Below are 20,976 nucleotides of genomic sequence, written 5' to 3'. Positions count from 1 at the left end.
TTCACCCGATTCGATTCACAATATATTAAAAATCTTAAAAAAGATGTAAATATTTCGCGATTAGGTGTAAAAAAAACTCTTAAATCTATCCGAATAATAGATCTAAGAGTTTTTCTTTATTCCTAAAGTAGAGTTTATACTACTTTTGACTTCTTCTCTTTAACTCGTTTTGAACTAATGTAAGTTCTCTACTTGCTTGTCCTGCTACTGAAGTATTTTCTTCCGCTCTTCTGAAAAGGTAAGGGAGTGCTTCTTTTACAGGCCCATATGGAAGATACTTTGCTACATTGTATCCTGCATGAGATAAATTAAAAGAGATATGATCACTCATACCGAACAATTGAGCGAAAAAGAAATTCGGGTGGTCAGTAGTAATACCATATCTATTTAATAATTCTACTAATAGTAGATTTGATTTCTCATTATGTGATCCAGCGCATAAAGCAAAGCCTTTATGGTTCTCCATAATATATTCAAGAGCAGCATCGTAATCTTTATCAGTAGCCTCTTTAGAAGGTTGTACAGGATTGCGGTAATTCATTTTTTGTGCTCTTGCTGCTTCTTTCTCCATGTATGCTCCACGTACTAATTTCACACCTAGGATAAAACCTTCTGTTTCTGCTCTTTCAAAATCTTCTTTTAACTGAGCCAATTTGCTATGTAAATACATTTGGTATGTATTATATACAATAGCTTTTTCTTTGTTGAATCTACGCATCATTTCTAATGCTAATTCATCAACAGGACCTTGCATCCAAGTTTCTTCAGCATCAATAAAGATTCTTACATCTTTTTGATAAGCGGTTTCACAAAGTAGCTCAACTCTTTTGACTACTTTTTCCCATTGTTCTTGTTCATCAGTAGTTAGAGTTTCTTTTGCGTGAACTTTCTCTAGTAAGCTGATTTTTGCAATACCTGTTAGTTTAAAAACAGAAAAGGGGATGTTTTTGTCCTTAGAAGATTCTTCGATGGTTTTTAAGATTTCTTCAACGGTTTGATCGAAGCTTTTATCAGTTTCAGCTCCTTCAACGGAATAATCTAGTATAGAACCAATGTTGTACTTACCTAGTACGCCAATAGTATTTGCACTATCTTCAATATTTTCACCTCCACAGAACTGTCTGAACAAAGTTTTCTTTACGATACCTTTGATGGGTAATCTCAAAGCGAATGCAAAGTTTAGTGCAGAGGTACCCAATTTAACCAATGCTGGAGAACCCATCATGGCAAAAAGCGCGTAAGTCTTTCTTAATTCGGCATCATTTCTCCACTCAAACGCTGTTTTAGTGTCCTGAAAATTAACTGTTGATGTGTCAACCATAGTTACGAATATTTATATGTTTTGTATGAGTTAGTTGTGTCTAGATAATAAAATGATGAAAGCGTGTTTTTTCGTATGATAACACAAAAGTAATGTAACATGTTATAATTTCTAGTACTTTTTGAGTTGAAATCGCATAAATCTGTGTTAATTTTGACAAATAAACATCAATAATACTATGCAGAACAAAATTTCAGAGCTGATAAGAAATAGGAGATCCTTCTTTCCACATGAATTTATTGAGGGTGAGATACCTAAAGAAGATATATTGGAGATACTTGAGAATGCAAACTGGGCTCCAAACCATGGATTAACAGAACCTTGGAGATTCACAGTTTTTTCAGGAGAAGGTTTAAAGACACTTTCTCAAATTCAAGGTGAAGTGTATAAAGACAATACTCCTGAGGAAGAATTTCAACAGGCGAGGTATGAAAAATTGGTAAAATTACCCCTTCAGTCTTCTCATGTGATTGCTATAAAAATGAAGAGAGGTAATAATGCTAAAATTCCAAAAGTAGAAGAAATTGAAGCAGTAGCATGTGCTGTACAAAATATGGCCTTAACTGTAACGGCTATGGGTTATGGTGGATATTGGAGTACAGGTGGAATGGTCAAGTTTAAAGCATCAAGAGAATTCTTTGGTCTCAACACAGATGATGAGTTTTTAGGACTGTTTTACATTGGTAAAGTGGCAACTACAAAAAAAGAAGGGAAGAGAGGTGATTTATCTGAGAAAGTTACTTGGGTAAATGAATAATCTTTTACTACATTTGTGCAACCAAATAAAATCTGTTACGTTATTATAAACGGTTGAACAGATGATAATTTGTTCATATGTAACTTAATCTTATTTAAAAAATGGGAAAAGCAGTAGAAATCACAGATGCTAACTTCGACGAAGTAGTATTAAATTCAGATAAACCAGTATTAGTAGACTTTTGGGCAACTTGGTGTGGACCTTGTTTAATGATGTCTCCAATTATCGAAGAATTGGCTACAGAAATGACTGACGCTGTAATCGGTAAGTTAGATGTTGATGCTAACCCTCAAGCTGCAGCTAAGTTTGGTATCCGTTCTATCCCAACAATGTTGGTATTCAAAAACGGTGAAGCTGTAGATAAGCACGTTGGTGCTGCTAGCAAAGCTGAAATCGCTGGTAAAATTTCTGCTCAGTTATAATTCAATTATAACTCAGAAATGAAAAGAGGCTGTCTCAAAACTTATTAAAAAGTTGAGACAGCCTCTTTTATTTATAAATAAGGGCTACTCTTTTAGAAAGAGTAGCCCTTATTTTATACTTAGGATAAACTAATTTATGCCATTGTGTGATATACATTTTGTACATCATCATCTTCTTCAAGCTTTTCTAAAAGTTTATCTACTTCTGCTTGTTGCTCTTCGTTTAATTCCTTTGTAACAGTAGGAATTCTCTCAAGACCTGACTTGATGATTTCATAACCACCTTCTTCTAAAGCCTTTTGTAATGAACCGAAGTTTGAGAATTCACCATAGATCACAACTTGCTCTTCTTCTCCTTCACCTTCAACGAAAACTTCTTCAGCACCGAAGTCGATAAGTTCAAGCTCAAGTTCTTCAACATCAAGATCTTCTGTTTTCTTTACATTGAAGTGACATTTATGATCGAACATAAATTCAACTGAGCCTGAAGTACCTAAACTACCATTCACCTTATTAAAATAGCTACGTACATTGGCTACAGTTCTGTTATTATTATCTGTTGCCGTCTCAACTAATACTGCAATACCATGTGGAGCGTATCCTTCGAATAAACGCTCATCATAATTTGAAGTATCTTTATCCGTTGCTCTCTTTATTGCACGATCAATGTTGTCTTTAGGCATGTTCTCTGCTTTACAGTTTTGTAAAACTGCACGAAGTCTAGAGTTTGTATCTGGATCTGAAGAACCACCTTCTTTAATTGCAATGACAATATCTTTACCCAAACGAGTAAACGTTTTTGCCATATGTGCCCATCTTTTTAATTTTCTTCCTTTTCTAAATTCAAAAGCTCTTCCCATTTCTCTTTTATATTGAATGTGATTTGACAAAAATAATAGATGAAAACTATTACTCTTAAAATTGATCTTTAATTTTCTTTAACCAAGTAATTGTTCAATAACCCTTGGGAAATAAAAGTGTTCTAACTTAAGAACTTTGGATGCAACTTCTTCTGGTGTGTCGTTTTCATCGATGGCTGTAGTCGCTTGCAAAATATATTGCCCTTCATCATATTTAGCATTACAATAGTGGATGGTAATACCAGATACTTTTTCTTTGTTTGCAACAACAGCTTGGTGAACATTTAAACCATACATTCCTTTTCCTCCATAATTTGGTAATAAGGCTGGGTGTATGTTGATCACCTTGTTTTCAAATTGGTTTAAAATATTTTCATGAACTAGGAGTAAGAAACCAGCAAGAATTACATATTCTACTTTTTCATCCTTTAGGAAAGTTAGAACAGTATCATCACTAAAAGCAGATTTAGGGAAATAATGCCCTTCTACATCTAATTGCTTTGCTTTATCTAAGACTCCAGCATTTTTGCGGTTTGAAAGCACTACAAAGTTTACATTTGAATTGCCTTTGAAATGCTCTATAATTTTTAAGGCATTAGACCCCGTACCCGAAGCGAAAATTGCGATTTTTGTCATGATATAATTTAGTTTCATGCAAAGATAATCGCTGTGGTTAATCTAGCAAGTGGGATTGAGGCATTAAAAAAGAGAATCACTAATTTTTAATGATTCTCTTCTTTAGAAAGGCTGAATTACTTCAACTCAATACCTGAAATCCCTAAAGACGCAGCTCCAAGAATACCAGCATTGTTACCTAATGTAGCTAATTGAATATTTAAATCTTTGGTATAATATTCAGGTAAAAACTCATTGATAACACTATACATGTTTAATTTTAAATAATCGAAAGTTTCTGATACGCCACCACCAATTAGAATAGTTTTTATGTCTAGAACTCTTACTAATGTTACAATCAGTTCTCCGACGTATTTACCCATATCATGGTAAACCTGTAAAGCTAGTTTGTCACCTTCATGAGCTGCGTTCGCAACTGCTTTAGCATCAAATTCACCAGAAAGAGTAGTTGGAATCTGTCCTTCAGCGATATATTTTTTTGCCATTGCAATAATGCCCGCTTTACCAATGTTTTGTTCGATAGTTTTTCCTGTAGACGACATGACATGGCCGACTTCAAATCCGTTGCCATCTCCGCCTTTAAATATTTTACCGTTAATGACACAGCCTCCACCAACTCCAGTTCCTAGAGTGATAAAAATGTATGTCTTTGGTAAGGCTTCCAATCCAAATTCTAATTCTCCTAATGCTGCAGCATTTGCATCATTGTCCATTACGATAGGCAAAGTAGGGAAGTCTTTTTCAAGTACTTTTACTAATGCTTGATTGGCCAGAGCTGGAACATTGGGTAAGTCTAATGTAGATTTTCCATCGGCTGAAATAGTACCTGGAATACCTATACCTACAGAAGCAATGTCAGGAAATTTTTTTAGTCTTTTTGCAAGAAGTTTTGAGAAGTTGCCACAGAAGTCTCCACCTTCTGAAACTTCAATAGTGGGATATTTTTTCTTTTTGACAATGTTTCCATCGGCATCTACTACGCCAAATTTCACATTTGTTCCTCCAATATCTACACCTAAGAATTGCTTCATATTTTATGTTATTTCAGGGTTAAATTACTGTTGAACTATAATTTTAATAAATCATTTTGTTTTTTTCATTATGTACATGAAGTTTATTTCAGTTGATTTTATTAATTTACGATGATTTATCAGCTATGAAATGTTAATCAGAAGAATTGATCTGAAATATTTGTCTATTATTCTTTGTATTTTTTTATTTAGTAAATCTGTGCTTGCTGATTCAGAGCTTGATTCAGCCCAATATAAATATCTTGATACTTCGACAAAGAATACCGTTGACTTTTACCTAGAAGCAGGAGAGTTGGATAGTATGAAAATACTAATGGATTCACTGTACCAAAAAATTGGTGAGGAGAAATTCAATACAGATGCGTATTGGCTATTTTCTCGTTATTGCTTTTACTTTGAATATGCAGGAGAATTAGATTCAGCAGAATACTATTGTAAAAAGTCTCTAGAAATAGCTGAAAAGGAATTCGACCTGAAACAGATTTCAATCTCTAATGTAAATCTTGCTACTTTATACATTAATCAGGGGAGGACGGAAACGGCAATGAACCTCTTAAAGTTAGCCTATGAAATAGATTATCAATTGGATGATAAGGTCGATCTTGCTTTTACAATGAATAACATTGGGTATGTTTATTTACAGCATAAAGAATATGTTCAAGCTTTTGAGGTGTTTGAGCAAATTTTAGATATCGAACTAGATTCTACTAATGAAGACCTTGATCATATAAAAAATACAGCCCTACTAAATATTGCAGACGTTCATGTGGCTTTTGAAGAATACACAGATTTAAGAAAGGTACTTCAACAATTAGATAAGAATGGAAATTTCCGGAAAGAAAATAATTTCGAGGGCTTTATTCTACTTTCTTTATTAAAAGGTAAGTTGGCTATGGGTATGAAGGATTACCCTTTAGCAAAAAAGATCTTCTTAATCTCGGTCAGAGAATCTAATAAAAAGCAATTACCAATTCCAAAGTTAAATTCTTACCTAGAATTAGGTAATTATCATTACGAGCTAAAGGAATATAGTAGAGCATACGATGCTTTTGAAAAAGCATACATCATTACAAAACAAAATAGAATGTTGGATAGAGAGTATGAAGTGTCTCTCAAGTTAGCCCAAACTTTGCGTTTTGTGAATAAGGACCAAGCCATTTATTTCTACGAAAAAAGTACCGTATTATCTGATAGCCTATTTAATAAACAAAAATTGGCGGCAGTGGCAGATATGCAAGCTTTTCATGAAGTAGAACAACAGAAAACAGAAAATGATGTTTTAAGAGAGATTGAATATATCAATCAGATAAAACTTCAAGAGAATAAGAACTTTTTAAGGCTTACAGTAATTATTGTAATGCTTCTTCTAGTATTTATTTATTATATCTTCTTAAGTCAGAGAAAAACAAAGAAATTAAATACTAAGCTTTCATCTATTAACAGTGAATTGGGCATAGCCAAACTGGAGATGGAAACAATGAATGAAGAGTTAATCGCTAAGAATGATATTTTAAAGGATACCTTAGAACACTCTAAAGAGCAGGGGACTCAATTAAATTATCAGAACAACAAGATTAATAGCAGTATTAAGAGTGCTTTACTTATCCAATCGTCAATCTTAATCTCCAAAGATGTGATTGACAATGCATTTGAAAAGAACTTTATATTCAATCAACCAAAAGATATTGTTAGTGGTGATTTCTATTGGTTCTTTGAAAAAGATGGTTGGAAAATTTATGCCTGTGTCGATTGTACTGGTCATGGAGTTCCAGGTGCTTTAATGTCTATGATGGGCTCAAGTTTATTATATGAAATTGTTAGAGGTAATAAAATATATTCTCCATCAGAGATTTTAAAAGAGCTTAATAATTTAGTGGTGAGAAATCTCCAACAAGAATATAACGACAATAATGACGGCATGGATATGAGTATCATTGCTGTAAAAGATGATCATTTATATTTCTCTGGAGCTAAAAACCCTTTATATATTGTAAGAAATGGAGAACTAACAAAATTGCCAGGTACCCGTAAATCTATTGGTGGAGAAATGAATCATGTTTATGATGAACATACATGGGAGATCCAGAAAGATGATATGGTGTATATGGCTACTGATGGTTATCAAGATCAGTTTGGTGGAGTTAGAGCGAGAAAGTTTATGGTCGGTAAACTGAGAAGACTCCTAGAAAAAATTGCAAAAGAATCTCCTTCAAAACAACATGATATTCTTCAGTCTACAATTAATAGTTGGATGGCAGAAGCCAACTGGGAACAGATTGATGATATGATGATACTTGGAGTCAAATTATAAAAAAACACCCTTCATGAACAATGAAGGGTGTTTTTTTAAAGGTCAAGTACTAATGATGGAGGTCTTCCAATCACGGCTTTATTATCTTTGATAACGATAGGTCTTTCTATTAATTTAGGAAAATCTACCATTGCCTGAATATATTCATCATCTGATAAGTCTTTACCTTTAAAATTCTCTTTAAAGATTGCTTCTCCTTTTCTTATCAATTCTAAAGGCTTAATACCTAATAGATTAATGATTTCTGTGACTTCTTCTTTAGATGGAGTGTCTTTTAAATATTCTCTAATTTCAATGTCATTGCTCCCTTCTTTAAGAAGGTTAAGCGATTCTCTACTTTTAGAACATCTTGGATTATGCCAAATTTTGATCATGGTTTTTATGTCTTTAATTTAAATACGAAGCTAACCATTCTCAGCTAATTTTCATTGACATTATTTGATAAAAAAGGAGAGGACTGGGTTGACATTATATCACTTCCAATTCTAGATCCTTTTCAAATCGGCTATAATCAATTCGCATTGGTTTATTTTTATCATTCAAAGCAACAAAAATAAATACGCTTTCCATCACCTTTTCTCTACTGTCTGAATACATATCTTCAGCGTACATTTCAATAATAACACGAAGTTTGATGGGGTCAGCCTTTTCAACTTTTCCAATTACCTCAACAATACTATTGGGAGAAATGGACTTTAAAAACTTGATATCTTCTGTTTTTAAAGTAAACATTTTTTGTCTAGTGAAACGAGTTGCTGTTATATAGGCTACTTCATCCATCCATTTCATTGCTTCTCCACCAAATAAGGTGTTGTTAGCATTTAATGTATTAGGAAAAATAGCTTTACATTGTCTAGTGACTGTTTTTCTGATTCTTTCTTCCATACCACATATCAAAATATTGGCATGTAAGTTAAATACATTTTGTTTGATGTTAAATTTATTAGTGAGTATTTATTCACATAATTACGATTTCAAAAAAAGCCACTAAAACTAATTTCTTAGAGTTAGTGGCAGATATATTCTTTTTTGTCAAGTAATTACTTTGAGATAAGCTGGTAAATTTCTTGTTGTGACAAGCTTCTACTGTAGATTCTATATTCATCAATAGCTCCTTCAAAATAGGCTACATTTACTCTATTAGGGTTTTGTGGATAGGCATATGTTTTTCCGATCAGTAGTTTGTAGTCATTTCCTAACATTTTACCTTCCTCAACAAAGTGTTCAGAAACTAAGGTGGTATTGATATAGTTTTTAAAAACCTTTCCATCAAAAGTGGATGTGATTAGAATCCAATCCCCAGGTTCATGTTTATATAGATATCTAGCATCTAACCAGGTATTATCCTGGAAAAATAGTGTCCACCCAAAACCACCATTCCGAGGGTGATATTGCGATCTTGTAGTATACAACACTAGGTAATCATTTATTGCAGGGAAGGTGCCTGGAGATTGTCCAAAAATCCCTGTATACTGAACATCAAAAGTGGATGGTTTAATCCAAGCAGATAATGTAAATTCCTTATAATCTCGTATAAGGGCATCTCCACTTAAAAAGGCATCAGAGCCGTTTAAGTAAATGGCAGAGGCTTCTTTTCCCTTACGGTCCTGAACATAGTCAATAGAACCATTTTCAGTCAATTCAATACCATTTTCAGAATAATCAGAAGTGGATCCATCAAAAGGAAGATACAACTGTAACCCTTTCGATAGATAATCTACAATTTCGAAACTGAAGCTAGAATATCCAAAGTCATTAAGCTCACCTAATGTAGCTTCGATTACTTCCAGTGTAATTGTGAGAGAATCATTAGTAGATACATTGAATTTTAAAGGGAGAGGTTTTGAGACTAAATGAGAAAAATCAGAACCTTGTTTTGGAGTTAAATAGATAGCTTCATCATTTTCATTCATGACTACAAAGTCTGTAATCGAATATTCTCCAACTTCTAAGGTTAGTTCTTCTGATAAATATGAACCACCAACATTAATAATATCCAGTGATTCTAGATGATAAACACTTTCTTCACCTTGGGAAATTGAGATGACAAAAGAGGCTGCTTCTCCTTCAAGAGATCTGGCTGAGGAGGAGCTTTCTGAAAATGAAAATTTCACTTTTTGTACTGGTGAGCTTTTCTCTGATTCTGTTGTACATGAAAAAAAAGTTGCAATAGATATTATTGCAAAAAATAGCTTGCTTAGTTTTAACATTGGTGATAGAATTGTGTCATTGAATAGTTTACTTGAAACTAAAATTACTGATTTAGTTTAGTATTTCAAAAATACCTTTTTATTACACCGTTGATATTAAATCTGCTAAGTTTATTCAATTCTTTCATGAAAACTCGTGGTGATTTGTTATACTTGTTCTCATTTAAATTATTAAGCTCTCATCGACTTTTAAATCTATATTCCATAAACTGAACCGTGAAAAATCAACTAGAACAAACTCAAAGTATTCTCTATTTAGGTTACATCTTCCTTGTTATTTTAGGTATTGTAAATGAAACGCTATTCTATGGCCAGTTTGATATTAATATCTTAGAATATGCCGACATATTAGATGTTCTATTAAGTCCAATATCAAGATTGACATCAAATAAAGTCTTAATGATTATTTCTCTCTTAACTGTTCTAGGTGTAATATTTATCCCTCGACAATTAGGTAAACTGAAGAACAAACCGTGGTTTATAAAACTATTTAATATTAAAAATCCAGAAGAAAACTTAGAGACTAAACTTCTATCAGTGTTAACAGTATCTTCTGTTATTTTCTTTTTAGGCTTTTTTGTAGGAACAGGATTGGGGAAAGGTGAGCGTTTGCAAAAAAGAATGAACGAAAAGACAATCGAGTATAATGATAAAGTTTTATTTCTTGATGGACAGACTCTAAATGTTGAGATAGTTGGGAAAAATAGTTCGTACATTTTCTATGTATTGGAAGGAGAGGATAATATACAAATCTCACCTATCAATGGAACAGTAAAAACATTGACAATTCAGCCTTAGTACATAATAAAGAGCAAAAAATTGTATTAGAAAGGACTAGATGTAGTTAAAGTTATTCAAACACTTTTTTACTATTAATGATAAGACTATTTTCAATTATTGCTCAGTAAAAAAATGATAATGAATAACCTTACAGACGATAAAAAACGACCATTTTTTTGGCTTTTTCTACTCAATATTATACTTACATTAGGTATCCTTATTTCATTAGTATTTCTATATTTTAATCAAGAAAAATTATTTGAAAGTCAGGTTAATCGTTACACTTCATATCGTTTGGGCGATGCTTTAAGACAAAGTGATGATTTTTTGACAGAATATTGTAAAAACTTTATTGTTACAAAAGATACTATTTGGGAGAAGAAGTATTGGGAACTGGTCGCTGTTCGAGAAGGAAGGTTGATTCCAGAAGATAGTGGTTGGGAACGTTCTATTTTAGATAGCATGTACCATATGGGTTTTTCACAAGAAGAGTTCGAACTACTTAAAGATGCACTGGGCAAATCAAACCAATTGATAAAAAAGGAAGAGCAGGCCTTTAATGCTGCAAAAGGAATTTATTTGGATAGCCTAAATAACTATTCTATCAAAGGGAAACCAGACTTAGAAGCAGCTTTCAATATCTTATATGGTCAAGATTATCTTATGACAAAGACTGAGGTAATGGAACCCATTATTAAGTTTGAAAGTCTGATTGAATCCAGAACTAAAAACACAGTCGATAAATTTAGAGAGAAAGGCGAGTTTTTGTTGTGGACTATTTTTATTTCGATTGCACTTTTAATTTCAGTATTTATTATTAGCTATTATATGATTATCAATAGACTAATTCAGAAAGAGCAATTATCCAATCAATTACAATCAAGGAGTAAAGAGCAGGCTTGTCTTTATAAGATTTCTCAGCTTACAGAAAGCACACAAAAAGATATAGATCATATTTTAGAAACAACAGCTTCAATTATTCCTTATGGATGGCAGTTTACTGAGCAAACTTGTTGTAGAATAACATTTCAAGGGAAAACATTTACATCAGTTCAGTTTTCTGAATCAGAATGGAAACAAGAAGCAAAAATTATTGAGTCGAATAAAGAAATAGGGAAGATAGAGGTGTATTATAATGATCTTACTGGAAGATTAACAACAACCCCTTTATTAGAAGAGGAACAAGAATTAATAGAAGCTATCGCACTGATCTTAGGTAATTTTAATGAGAGGAAATCGTATCTAGAACATCTAAAAAGATCGAATCAGAATTTAAAAGATGAAATTGACCTAAAGGTTAAAACTGAAGTGGCATTAATTGAGAAAGAACAGCAATTACAATATGCATTAGATGCTTCTAATGAAGGAATTTGGGAGATATATCGAGATGATGATCAAATTAATTTCAGTGAGCGCTGTTACACTATTTTAGGGTATACTTCCGATGAAAGCGTATTAGACCAAATTGATTTTTGGAAAGGAATTGTGGTTTCGGATCATCAAGAGAAAGCATTAATTAATAATGTAGATGAAATAAAGAAAAATGGCACTCATGATAGTTTGTATAGGATGAAGACCAAAGATGGAGCTTACAAGTGGATTCACACAAAAGGTAAAGCTGTTGAGTTTACGGCTAAGAATGCTCCAAAACGAATCGTTGGAACCATGTCTGATATCACTGATAGGATGAAACAAGAAGAAAATATTCTAGATGCTATTTTGGAAACAGAAGATAAAGAAAGAAGTAGGATTGCAAGTGAAATTCATGATGGTTTACAACAAACTATGTCTACCTCTTTGATGAGTTTAGAAAAAGTCAGAATGTCAGTTGATTTTAATGAACCTAAGGTTGAAGAGCGTTTTCAAATGGGATATCAATACCTAAAAAAAGCAATAGAAGAAAGTAGAACACTAGCACATAATCTTATGCCTAAAGTGATTAGCGAAAATGGTATAACAGCTGCAATTGAATCTTTAATTTCTGCTATTCAAAATTCGTCTTCTACTTCTTTCAATTTTGATCAAAATATTGATAAAAACAGATTGAAACTATCTGTGGAAATGACACTGTATCGTATCACACAAGAAGCGATTAATAATGTTATTAAGTATGCCAATGCGACAAAATGCAACATTCAAATACTTAAACATTCAGATGTTTTGTTACTTACTATAGATGATAATGGTGATGGGTTTATTGTAGAAGAAAACTTAAAAACTTTTGGTATCAATAGTATGAGAACGAGGGCTGAGTCTATTGGGGCTTATTTTGAGATTAATAGTAGACCACAAAAAGGAACACAAATTTTAGTAGAACTTCCATCAGAATAATAATATGAGTGAAATCAAAGTAATGTTAGTAGACGATCATAGTATGATCAGGTTTGGTTTGAAGTCTTTTTTGGAAGATGAAAAAATTTTGGTTGTGGCAGAAGCAAAAAATGGAAAAGAGGCACTCGAGCAATTAGAAGGGATTGAAGTCGATGTGGTTGTTTCTGATATTATGATGCCTGAATTGGATGGAATAAAGCTGACACAAGAAATCTCCAATATTCATCCATCGATCAAAGTCTTAGCCTTAACGATGATGAATGAATCTCAAAACATAAAACAAATGTTGGGTGCTGGAGCAAAAGGTTATCTACTAAAAGATTGTACGCAGGAAGAGTTAATACAAGCGATTAAAACAGTTGCAAAAGGTGAAGTGTATTATTCCCAAAATGTTACACAGACTATTATGCAGGGGTTTACTTCAAAGCCAAAGCCTAAAAAAAGAACGGTAAAAGACATTGCATTAACTGAAAGAGAAATAGAAATTCTACATCTTATCTGCAAAGAGAAATCGAACCCAGAAATTGCTGAAGAATTATTTATTACTTCTAGAACAGTAGAAGCACACAAACGCAATTTATTAGAAAAAACAGGTTGTAAAAATGTAGCCGGATTAGTTTTATATGCAGTAGAAAGAGACTTATTTGATGACCTCTAAAATAAGACAAATAGGTGTTTCACGTAGTTGTTAAGTAAATCACTAAAATTTTTAACTTTAGCGAAACAACTAAATATTTCAATCCCCGTATGATGACCTTTGTAAAACCAGAAAAAGTTATTTTTCAACTAAATTACAAAGGTTATGTACACATTTATTTTTGCTTTTGGAGCAGTAGCATTAGTCTGTTTTTTCTTCTATTTGGGATTTAAGAATTAGTCGAAATTATAATTAATAAGTTAAAAGTATTTTAAGGTATATCGATTATATACCAAGATTTAGAGTGGAAACAAAAACCTCAGTTGGTCAATGGAAAATTGATAAACTGAGGTTTTATAGTTTAATCTTCGAAATGGAAGTTCCTTTTTTTATTAAATAATTCAATCAATTTCCTTGCTCCAGCAATAGCAGGGACTTTATTTTGAATGACTCCATTTTCTAGACTAGGTAATTCTTTTGTGATATCTTCATCAGAATAAAAAGCCCTCTTGAGGTAACTTTCTATTGTTTCATGCATCCAATGTAGATTTTGTTCTTGTCTTTTTGATTGGAAATATCCTTTATCTTTCATTTTCTTTTCAAACTCCAAGATATTTTCTAGGATTTGGTCCAACCCACTATTTTCTAAAGACGAACAGGTCATAACTTTAGGCGACCACCCTGTTTCTGAAGGAGGGAAGAGGTGTAATGCATTCTGATATTCAGCCCTAGCAAGTTGGCCTTTTCGGATATTATCACCATCACATTTGGTGATTGCAATAGCATCGGCCATTTCCATTATTCCTCTCTTTATGCCTTGTAATTCATCGCCTGCACCTGCTAACATGAGTAATAAGAAGAAGTCAACCATCCCTTTTACAGTGGTTTCTGATTGACCAACACCTACAGTTTCTATTAAAATAACATCAAAACCTGCGGCTTCACATAGCAACATGGTTTCTCTAGTTTTATGGTTTACACCACCAAGAGCAGAACCTGCAGCAGATGGACGAACATACGCTAAAGGGTCATTAGAAAGTTCTTCCATTCTCGTTTTGTCTCCTAGAATACTTCCTCCTGAAATTTGTGAACTAGGGTCAATGGTTAGAACTGCTAATTTTAATTCTCTAGATGTAATATATTTTCCGAAAGATTCTATGAAAGTACTTTTACCAACACCAGGTACACCTGTGATACCTACGCGTAAACTATTACCAGTATAAGGGAGTATCTTCTCTAATATCTGTTCAGCTAGTAATATGTCTTCATTTAATTTACTTTCTATGATTGTAATGGCTCTGCTGAGTATTATTCTATCACCTTCAATTATGCCGTTAGCATATTCTTCTGCGGATAGCCTTTTTCTTCTTTTATACCCCATGATTTATATGATTTTTATGAATTGTAGCTTGGTTATTTATCGCGGGCTATCTTCTGTAAAAGTAGACAAATTTCATGATTTCCCATTTAAATCAATTCTTTTTTTCAAATTGAAGTGTAAAAAGGGATTTTTTTAGATATAAATTTATTTACAAAAAAACGAAAAAAATGACTTTTGTCTTATATTTAAAAGTAAGTATATCAGTTAGTTATAAATTTATGTGTTGATAAATAAAAGCAAATAAATAGAAATGAGTGATAATAAATTATCAATTTGATGACAAAAGTTATCTTGCATCAAGCATTCATGTGTCAATTTTACAATACAAGATTAAAGCAGGGTATATCGCGGACTATATTGTTCACTAACTAAAAAAATAAAGAAATGAATATTACACACATCGAGCATATCGGCGTTGCAGTAGAAAATTTAGAAGAGTCAATTAAATACTACGAAGAGGTATTAGGACTAAAATGTTATGCTATTGAAGAAGTAGCAGAACAAAAAGTAAAAACAGCCTTCTTCCAAGTTGGAGATACAAAAATCGAGTTATTAGAATCAACTGCTGAAGATGGTCCTATTGGGAAATTTGTTGCCAAAAAAGGTCCTGGTATGCACCACTTAGCATTTGCAGTAAAAGACATCGAAGGTAATCTTAAAGATGCTGAAGAAAAAGGTGTTCGTCTATTAGATAAGACACCAAGAAAAGGAGCAGAAGGATTAGACATCGCTTTCTTGCATCCTAAATCGACTCACGGAGTTTTGACAGAGCTATGTGAGAAAAAGTAATCTCAGATTACTAAGCAGCCTTAACCTGACTAATAATTACAACTTCCAGCAGCTATCAAAATTATCTATTGAGGTTGTTGTTACGACAACTACCAGCAACCTCAATTTCTTCAAATAACACACTGTAATTAAATAACGACACACTTACATAGAATAACTAAAAGAATAATATGAACTCATTTCTTGAGTCATGTTTTTGAATATCATATAGGAAATAACCCTATCAATATTTGAAAGTTATTTGAAGAGCCAACTGAATTGAATTTTGACATTTAATAATTAATGTTGAGTGGAGAGCCACTTAGTGTTGACAAATGCCCTCAGGGTAAATATTTATGGGTACTAACAAAGACAAGATCAAAGAACTTGTAGAGAAACGCACACAAGCCAGATTAGGTGGTGGTGAAAAGCGTATTGAGAAACAACATGATCAAGGTAAATTAACCGCAAGAGAAAGGATAGATTTATTACTTGATGAAGGTAGTTTTGAGGAGTATGATATGTTCGTTACACACCGTACAAAAAGCTTCGGTTTGGATAAACAACAATACTTATCAGATGGTGTAGTTACTGGTCATGGTACAATCGATGGCCGTGTTGTTTATGTATTTGCTCAAGATTTTACTGTATTTGGAGGTTCACTTTCTGAAACATTTGCTCAGAAGATCTGTAAAGTTATGGATCAGGCAATGAAAGTAGGTGCTCCTGTAATTGGTTTAAATGACTCGGGTGGTGCTCGTATTCAAGAAGGTGTAAGATCATTGGCAGGTTATGCTGAGATTTTCCAACGTAACATTATGGCTTCGGGTGTTGTTCCTCAAATTTCTGCAATCTTAGGTCCTTGTGCTGGTGGTGCCGTTTATTCTCCTGCTTTGACAGACTTTATTTTAATGACAGATCAAACATCATATATGTTTGTTACTGGTCCTAAGGTGGTTAAGTCTGTAACAGGTGAGGTGATTACTACAGAAGATCTTGGTGGTGCAAATATGCATGCCTCTAAGTCTGGTGTAGCTCATATGATGACTGAAAACGATGAAGAGACTTTAATGTTAATTCGCAAGTTAATCAGTTACCTACCATCAAATAACCTTGAAGATCCTCCAATTATTCCTTGTAAAGATCCTCATGATAGAATTGAAGATGCTCTAAATGAGATCATTCCTGACGATCCAAATAAACCATACGATATGCATGACGTTATCCACCATATTGCGGATAACAATGAGTTCTTAGAAACTCACAGAGCATATGCTAAAAATATAATCACAGGTTTTGCTAGATTCAATGGTCGCCCAGTAGGTATTGTAGCCAATAACCCAAGTTTCTTGGCAGGTGTACTTGATATTGAGGCTTCTAAAAAATCAGCAAGATTTGTTCGCTTCTGTGATGCATTTAATATTCCTATCGTAACATTAGTAGATGTTCCTGGATTCTTACCTGGTTCAGGTCAAGAGTATGGTGGTATCATCTTACATGGTGCGAAACTATTATTTGCATATGGCGAAGCTACTGTTCCAAAAATCACTATTACATTAAGAAAGTCATACGGTGGTGCTCATGATGTTATGAGTAGCAAGCAATTAAGAGGTGATCTTAACTATGCTTGGCCAACTGCTGAAATTGCAGTAATGGGTGCAAAAGGTGCTGTAGAGGTACTTGAAGGTCGTAAAATTAGAAAGATCGACGACGAGTCTGAAAGAGAGAAGTTTATCCATGAAAAAGAGGATGAATATATCGAGAAATTCGCAAATCCATATCAAGCAGCTAAATACGGTTTTATTGATGATGTAATTGAACCACGTAATACTCGTTTCAGAATCTGTAGAGGTTTAGAAGTATTAGCGACGAAGAAAGAGGTGAATCCAGCGAAGAAACACTCTAATATTCCACTATAATAAAGGTAAAACTATGGAATACACACCATTAGAAATCGAATTGTCAGAAGGGTTAGTTGTTTCTTTAGTCGGAGTCGCATTAGTGTTCTTAACATTAGCCGCCCTTTTTATCGTCTTTAGTTACGTATTACCTTTTATTCTGAGGTTAATTGAAGCGAAGCCTAAAGTAAAAGATCCCGAAGAGAAAAGACTCCAAAAGGAGAGGGAAAAAATTGCTACAGGTGAGGTAAATGCTGCTATTGCAGCGGCACTTTATAAGTACCTAGGAGAAGAAGATCATGATGAAGAAAATACGATACTTACTATCCAAAAAGTAAAGAAAGCGTATTCTCCTTGGAGTTCGAAAATTTATGCCGTTCATGGCAGTCAGCTTAATCGATAATTAGTATTACGAAAATGAAAAAATATAAATTTAAAGTGAACGGTAATAACTATGCCGTTCATATTACTAACGTTGAAGGTCAAGCCATTGAATTAGAAGTAAATGGTACACCGTATACTGTTCAAATGGAGAAAGAAGTGAAGTCATCTAAGACTCCTCAATTGGTGAGATCTTCTGCTCCAAGAACAGCTGCACCAAAAGCAATTACCAGATCAGCAAAGAAGTCGAATATCGTTGCCCCATTACCAGGAACTGTTGTGTCTTTGAATGTCAAAGAGGGAGATACTGTAAAACAAGGAGATTTATTGATGACAATGGAAGCCATGAAAATGGAAAACAATGTATTGTCAGAAACAGATGGAACTATCGGTGTAATCAAAGTACAAGAAGGTCAGTCAGTATTGCAGGGTGAAGTTCTTGTAGAAATGGCCTAACGTTTCTAATGATTTAAAATTTAAAAAAAGACATTATGAAACGAGTATTTATAGTATTTGGATCAATTGCAGCAATTCTAGTAGCTTGGGCTACAGCAACAGCTGGAGTTGTATCTACTGAATCGATAGGAGAAATTACCAAAGAAGTGGTATTAAATTCTTCGAATGGGTTTGGTCATATGGCCTTAGAAGGCTTGTCAAACTTTATGTCTATGACAGGTTTTGCTAATGTGACAATCCCTAACCTAATCATGATTTCTGTCGGGTTATTCTTTATTTTCCTGGCAATTAAATTTGATTATGAACCGTTACTGCTTATCCCAATTGGTGTTGGTGTCATCATTGGTAACATTCCATTTGTTGCAGGAAACCAGATTGGTATCTATGAGGAAGGCTCAGTATTAAACTACCTGTATTTTGGTGTTCAAAAAGGTATTTATCCTCCTTTAATTTTCTTAGGAATAGGAGCAATGACTGATTTTACATCACTAATTGCCAATCCTAAATTAATGTTGTTAGGTGCTGCTGCTCAAGTAGGTGTGTTCCTTACTTTCATTGGAGCGATCACTTTAGGTTTTGATTTAAACGAAGCAGCTTCTATCGGTATTATTGGTGGTGCTGATGGTCCAACAGCGATCTTCTTATCTTCTAAAGAAGCTCCACATCTATTAGGAGCAATCGCTATTGCAGCATATTCTTACATGGCTTTGGTTCCAGTAATTCAACCTCCATTAATGAGATTGATGACAACTTCTGCGGAACGTAAAATCCGTATGAAACCTCCAAGAACAGTGACAAAAACGGAGAAGATTTTATTCCCGATTATTGGATTGATCTTGACGACATTCATTTCACCAAGTGCATTACCACTTTTAGGAATGTTATTCTTCGGTAACCTACTAAAGGAATCTGGACATACAGAACGCTTGGCGAATACTGCAAGAACATCTATGGTAGATATTGTAACGATCTTATTAGGTGTAACCGTTGGAGCATCGACACAAGCCAGTGAATTTATCACTGTGAATAGTATGAAAATCTTCGTTTTAGGTGCTGTATCTTTTGCAATTGCTACAGTATCAGGTTTGGCCTTTGCCAAAATCATGAACGTTTTCTTGAAAGGAGATAATAAAATCAACCCACTAATTGGTGCGGCAGGTGTATCTGCAGTGCCAGATTCAGCAAGAGTTGTACAACAAGAAGGTTTAAAAGCAGATCCATCAAATCACTTACTCATGCATGCTATGGCACCAAACGTATCTGGTGTTATTGGTTCAGCAGTTGCAGCAGGTATCTTGATGAGCTTCCTTTCTTACTTCTCCAACATGTAATCTGAATTTGTCAATGGTGGATTGTATAGCAAACACAATTCACCATTTCTAACTGAATTATTACGAAATACATTTTTTAAAATATAGAGATGAATGGTGTTGTTATTATTTAAACTTCATCATTCTACCTTAACCACTTATTTACCATGACAAAACAATTTGTATCAGCAGCGGAAGCAGTAAAACTAATTAAATCAGGTGATAGAGTATGCGTTCAAGGTGGAGCTGGGACTCCTCAAGCATTAGTAATGGCCATGACAGCGAGAGCATCCGAACTTCGTGATGTTGAAGTTTGTCATATCCATACTGAAGGTTACGCTGATTATGCTAAAGAAGAATATGCAGAAAGTTTTAAATCGAATAACTTCTTTATTGGAGGTAATGTTCGTAAAGAAATTTGGTCTGGAAATGCTTCTTACGTACCAGTTTTCCTTTCAGATATCCCTAATTTATTTAGAAGAGACATTTTACCATTAGATGTAGTTCTAGTAAATGTTTCTACACCAGATAAACATGGTTATGTTTCTTTAGGTGTATCTGTAGATATTATGGTAGCAGCTGTTGAAAAGGGCAAAACTATTATTGCTCAAGTCAACAAACAAATGCCTCGTTGTATGGGCGATGGTATTCTACATATCGATAGCTTCGATGCTATTGTAGAAGTAGATGAGCCAATTTATGAAATGAAATTTGGTGAGCCAACTGAAATCGAAAGACAGATTGGTGCACATGTAGCTTCACTTGTTGAAGATGGTGCTACACTACAAATGGGTATAGGTGGTATTCCAAATGCAGTACTAACCTACTTACATAATCACAAAAACCTTGGAGTACATACAGAGATGTTCTCTGAAGGATTAATTGACTTATGTGAAAAAGGTATTGTAAATGGATCAAACAAAAAGATCTTACCTCACAAAATTGTATCAGGTTTTGCAATGGGTACTAAAAAGTTATATGACTTTATGGATGATAACCCAGAGGTTGAAATGATGGATATCGCATTTGTAAATGATACAGCTGTGATACGTCAAAATCCTAAAGTAACAGCAATTAACTCTGCAATTGAGGTAGATCTAACAGGACAAATCTGTGCGGATTCAATTGGTACTAGAATGTATTCAGGAGTTGGTGGTCAGATGGACTTTATGAGAGGTGCAGCCTTATCTGAAGGAGGTAAGCCAATTACTGCTTTACCTTCTGTGACAGCAAAAGGACACTCTAAAATTTCAGCAATCTTACAGCCGGGGGCTGGTGTAGTGACAACAAGAGCTCATGCTCGCTTTGTAGTTACTGAACATGGTATTGCTGATCTATTTGGTAAAAACTTAGCACAAAGAGCAAAAGCATTAATCGCAATTGCTCATCCAGATCATAGAGAAGACCTGGATCGTCAAGCTAGAGAACGTTTTGGTAGAAGTTACCAATCTTTTTCAGCTGTAGTACCGGAATTGGTTTAGTGGTT

Annotated in this window: 20 protein-coding genes; 12 read left to right on the top strand and 8 right to left on the bottom strand. The window is 33.9% G+C overall.

Annotated features, from left to right (window positions below):
* Positions 1 to 139: 139 nt before the first annotated feature.
* Positions 140 to 1,321, bottom strand: coding sequence for a proline dehydrogenase family protein (locus HGP29_RS15585; RefSeq protein WP_168883346.1), 1,182 nt, complete (start codon positions 1,319 to 1,321; stop codon positions 140 to 142).
* A gap of 178 nt (positions 1,322 to 1,499) precedes the next feature.
* Here HGP29_RS15585 and HGP29_RS15580 point away from each other — a divergent pair, with 178 nt between their 5' ends.
* Positions 1,500 to 2,078, top strand: a complete 579-nt coding sequence (locus HGP29_RS15580; RefSeq protein WP_168883345.1) for a nitroreductase family protein — start codon at positions 1,500 to 1,502, stop codon at positions 2,076 to 2,078.
* 101 nt (positions 2,079 to 2,179) lie between these two features.
* Entirely contained in the window at positions 2,180 to 2,500 is a 321-nt protein-coding gene (trxA, locus tag HGP29_RS15575) for a thioredoxin (protein WP_168883344.1), read from the top strand.
* 134 nt (positions 2,501 to 2,634) lie between these two features.
* Here the strand turns inward: trxA and HGP29_RS15570 are convergent, their stop codons facing one another.
* The 3 genes from HGP29_RS15570 to HGP29_RS15560 all read right to left on the bottom strand — a co-directional run bounded on the left by HGP29_RS15570 (position 2,635) and on the right by HGP29_RS15560 (position 5,027).
* Positions 2,635 to 3,360, bottom strand: a complete 726-nt coding sequence (locus HGP29_RS15570) for a YebC/PmpR family DNA-binding transcriptional regulator (RefSeq protein WP_168883343.1) — start codon at positions 3,358 to 3,360, stop codon at positions 2,635 to 2,637.
* 78 nt (positions 3,361 to 3,438) lie between these two features.
* Positions 3,439 to 3,996 carry a phosphoribosylglycinamide formyltransferase gene (gene purN / locus HGP29_RS15565; RefSeq protein WP_168883342.1) on the bottom strand — a complete coding sequence of 186 codons (558 nt, stop codon included), beginning with the start codon at positions 3,994 to 3,996 and terminating at the stop codon, positions 3,439 to 3,441.
* A gap of 116 nt (positions 3,997 to 4,112) precedes the next feature.
* Positions 4,113 to 5,027 carry an ROK family protein gene (locus HGP29_RS15560; RefSeq protein WP_168883341.1) on the bottom strand — a complete coding sequence of 305 codons (915 nt, stop codon included), beginning with the start codon at positions 5,025 to 5,027 and terminating at the stop codon, positions 4,113 to 4,115.
* Between the two features lie 130 nt (positions 5,028 to 5,157).
* Here HGP29_RS15560 and HGP29_RS15555 point away from each other — a divergent pair, with 130 nt between their 5' ends.
* Entirely contained in the window at positions 5,158 to 7,338 is a 2,181-nt protein-coding gene (locus tag HGP29_RS15555) for a SpoIIE family protein phosphatase (RefSeq protein ID WP_211093309.1), read from the top strand.
* A 35-nt stretch (positions 7,339 to 7,373) separates the two neighbouring features.
* Here the strand turns inward: HGP29_RS15555 and arsC are convergent, their stop codons facing one another.
* From arsC to HGP29_RS15540, 3 genes are all read right to left on the bottom strand, one after another.
* A complete protein-coding gene (arsC, locus tag HGP29_RS15550) occupies positions 7,374 to 7,712 on the bottom strand; it encodes an arsenate reductase (glutaredoxin) (protein WP_168883339.1) in 339 nt (112 codons plus the stop codon).
* Positions 7,713 to 7,806: 94 nt separating this feature from the next.
* Positions 7,807 to 8,223, bottom strand: a complete 417-nt coding sequence (locus HGP29_RS15545) for an acyl-CoA thioesterase (protein ID WP_168883338.1) — start codon at positions 8,221 to 8,223, stop codon at positions 7,807 to 7,809.
* Between the two features lie 155 nt (positions 8,224 to 8,378).
* Positions 8,379 to 9,548, bottom strand: a complete 1,170-nt coding sequence (locus HGP29_RS15540) for a LamG domain-containing protein (protein ID WP_168883337.1) — start codon at positions 9,546 to 9,548, stop codon at positions 8,379 to 8,381.
* A 216-nt stretch (positions 9,549 to 9,764) separates the two neighbouring features.
* Here HGP29_RS15540 and HGP29_RS15535 point away from each other — a divergent pair, with 216 nt between their 5' ends.
* From HGP29_RS15535 to HGP29_RS15525, 3 genes are all read left to right on the top strand, one after another.
* Complete coding sequence (locus HGP29_RS15535; RefSeq protein WP_168883336.1) at positions 9,765 to 10,346, top strand: hypothetical protein; 582 nt, start codon at positions 9,765 to 9,767, stop codon at positions 10,344 to 10,346.
* A 120-nt stretch (positions 10,347 to 10,466) separates the two neighbouring features.
* On the top strand, positions 10,467 to 12,659 hold the full coding sequence (locus HGP29_RS15530; RefSeq protein WP_168883335.1) for a PAS domain-containing protein: 2,193 nt from the start codon (positions 10,467 to 10,469) through the stop codon (positions 12,657 to 12,659).
* Between the two features lie 4 nt (positions 12,660 to 12,663).
* A complete protein-coding gene (locus HGP29_RS15525; protein WP_168883334.1) occupies positions 12,664 to 13,317 on the top strand; it encodes a response regulator transcription factor in 654 nt (217 codons plus the stop codon).
* A gap of 340 nt (positions 13,318 to 13,657) precedes the next feature.
* On the opposite strand, the gene meaB is transcribed toward HGP29_RS15525, so the two are convergent.
* A complete protein-coding gene (meaB, locus tag HGP29_RS15520) occupies positions 13,658 to 14,677 on the bottom strand; it encodes a methylmalonyl Co-A mutase-associated GTPase MeaB (protein WP_168883333.1) in 1,020 nt (339 codons plus the stop codon).
* A gap of 384 nt (positions 14,678 to 15,061) precedes the next feature.
* On the opposite strand from meaB, the gene mce reads away from it, so the two are divergent.
* The 6 genes from mce (at position 15,062) to HGP29_RS15490 (ending at position 20,971) form a co-directional block, all read left to right on the top strand.
* Entirely contained in the window at positions 15,062 to 15,466 is a 405-nt protein-coding gene (mce, locus tag HGP29_RS15515) for a methylmalonyl-CoA epimerase (RefSeq protein WP_168883332.1), read from the top strand.
* A 335-nt stretch (positions 15,467 to 15,801) separates the two neighbouring features.
* Positions 15,802 to 17,364 (top strand): acyl-CoA carboxylase subunit beta, encoded by a 1,563-nt coding sequence (locus HGP29_RS15510; protein WP_168883331.1) that lies wholly within the window; start codon positions 15,802 to 15,804, stop codon positions 17,362 to 17,364.
* A 13-nt stretch (positions 17,365 to 17,377) separates the two neighbouring features.
* The gene (locus tag HGP29_RS15505; protein ID WP_168883330.1) at positions 17,378 to 17,746 is read left to right on the top strand and encodes an OadG family protein; all 369 of its coding nucleotides are present in this window, start codon (positions 17,378 to 17,380) and stop codon (positions 17,744 to 17,746) included.
* 14 nt (positions 17,747 to 17,760) lie between these two features.
* A complete protein-coding gene (locus HGP29_RS15500) occupies positions 17,761 to 18,180 on the top strand; it encodes a biotin/lipoyl-containing protein (protein ID WP_168883329.1) in 420 nt (139 codons plus the stop codon).
* Positions 18,181 to 18,215: 35 nt separating this feature from the next.
* Complete coding sequence (locus tag HGP29_RS15495; protein WP_168883328.1) at positions 18,216 to 19,511, top strand: sodium ion-translocating decarboxylase subunit beta; 1,296 nt, start codon at positions 18,216 to 18,218, stop codon at positions 19,509 to 19,511.
* A 146-nt stretch (positions 19,512 to 19,657) separates the two neighbouring features.
* On the top strand, positions 19,658 to 20,971 hold the full coding sequence (locus HGP29_RS15490; RefSeq protein ID WP_168883327.1) for an acetyl-CoA hydrolase/transferase family protein: 1,314 nt from the start codon (positions 19,658 to 19,660) through the stop codon (positions 20,969 to 20,971).
* Positions 20,972 to 20,976 lie beyond the last annotated feature (5 nt).

The sequence above is a fragment of the Flammeovirga agarivorans genome (genome assembly GCF_012641475.1).
GTDB classification, from domain to species: domain Bacteria; phylum Bacteroidota; class Bacteroidia; order Cytophagales; family Flammeovirgaceae; genus Flammeovirga; species Flammeovirga agarivorans.
This window is presented reverse-complemented; position numbering and strand designations above follow the sequence as displayed.

Excerpts from the sequence above, each read along its gene's own strand:
- HGP29_RS15585 (WP_168883346.1), bottom strand. The coding sequence starts at position 1,321 with ATGGTTGACACATCAACAGTTAATTTTCAGGACACTAAAACAGCGTTT.
- HGP29_RS15580 (WP_168883345.1), top strand. The coding sequence starts at position 1,500 with ATGCAGAACAAAATTTCAGAGCTGATAAGAAATAGGAGATCCTTCTTT.
- trxA (WP_168883344.1), top strand. The coding sequence starts at position 2,180 with ATGGGAAAAGCAGTAGAAATCACAGATGCTAACTTCGACGAAGTAGTA.
- HGP29_RS15570 (WP_168883343.1), bottom strand. The coding sequence starts at position 3,360 with ATGGGAAGAGCTTTTGAATTTAGAAAAGGAAGAAAATTAAAAAGATGG.
- purN (WP_168883342.1), bottom strand. The coding sequence starts at position 3,996 with ATGACAAAAATCGCAATTTTCGCTTCGGGTACGGGGTCTAATGCCTTA.
- HGP29_RS15560 (WP_168883341.1), bottom strand. The coding sequence starts at position 5,027 with ATGAAGCAATTCTTAGGTGTAGATATTGGAGGAACAAATGTGAAATTT.
- HGP29_RS15555 (WP_211093309.1), top strand. The coding sequence starts at position 5,158 with ATGTTAATCAGAAGAATTGATCTGAAATATTTGTCTATTATTCTTTGT.
- arsC (WP_168883339.1), bottom strand. The coding sequence starts at position 7,712 with ATGATCAAAATTTGGCATAATCCAAGATGTTCTAAAAGTAGAGAATCG.
- HGP29_RS15545 (WP_168883338.1), bottom strand. The coding sequence starts at position 8,223 with ATGGAAGAAAGAATCAGAAAAACAGTCACTAGACAATGTAAAGCTATT.
- HGP29_RS15540 (WP_168883337.1), bottom strand. The coding sequence starts at position 9,548 with ATGTTAAAACTAAGCAAGCTATTTTTTGCAATAATATCTATTGCAACT.
- HGP29_RS15530 (WP_168883335.1), top strand. The coding sequence starts at position 10,467 with ATGAATAACCTTACAGACGATAAAAAACGACCATTTTTTTGGCTTTTT.
- HGP29_RS15525 (WP_168883334.1), top strand. The coding sequence starts at position 12,664 with ATGAGTGAAATCAAAGTAATGTTAGTAGACGATCATAGTATGATCAGG.
- meaB (WP_168883333.1), bottom strand. The coding sequence starts at position 14,677 with ATGGGGTATAAAAGAAGAAAAAGGCTATCCGCAGAAGAATATGCTAAC.
- mce (WP_168883332.1), top strand. The coding sequence starts at position 15,062 with ATGAATATTACACACATCGAGCATATCGGCGTTGCAGTAGAAAATTTA.
- HGP29_RS15510 (WP_168883331.1), top strand. The coding sequence starts at position 15,802 with ATGGGTACTAACAAAGACAAGATCAAAGAACTTGTAGAGAAACGCACA.
- HGP29_RS15505 (WP_168883330.1), top strand. The coding sequence starts at position 17,378 with ATGGAATACACACCATTAGAAATCGAATTGTCAGAAGGGTTAGTTGTT.
- HGP29_RS15500 (WP_168883329.1), top strand. The coding sequence starts at position 17,761 with ATGAAAAAATATAAATTTAAAGTGAACGGTAATAACTATGCCGTTCAT.
- HGP29_RS15495 (WP_168883328.1), top strand. The coding sequence starts at position 18,216 with ATGAAACGAGTATTTATAGTATTTGGATCAATTGCAGCAATTCTAGTA.
- HGP29_RS15490 (WP_168883327.1), top strand. The coding sequence starts at position 19,658 with ATGACAAAACAATTTGTATCAGCAGCGGAAGCAGTAAAACTAATTAAA.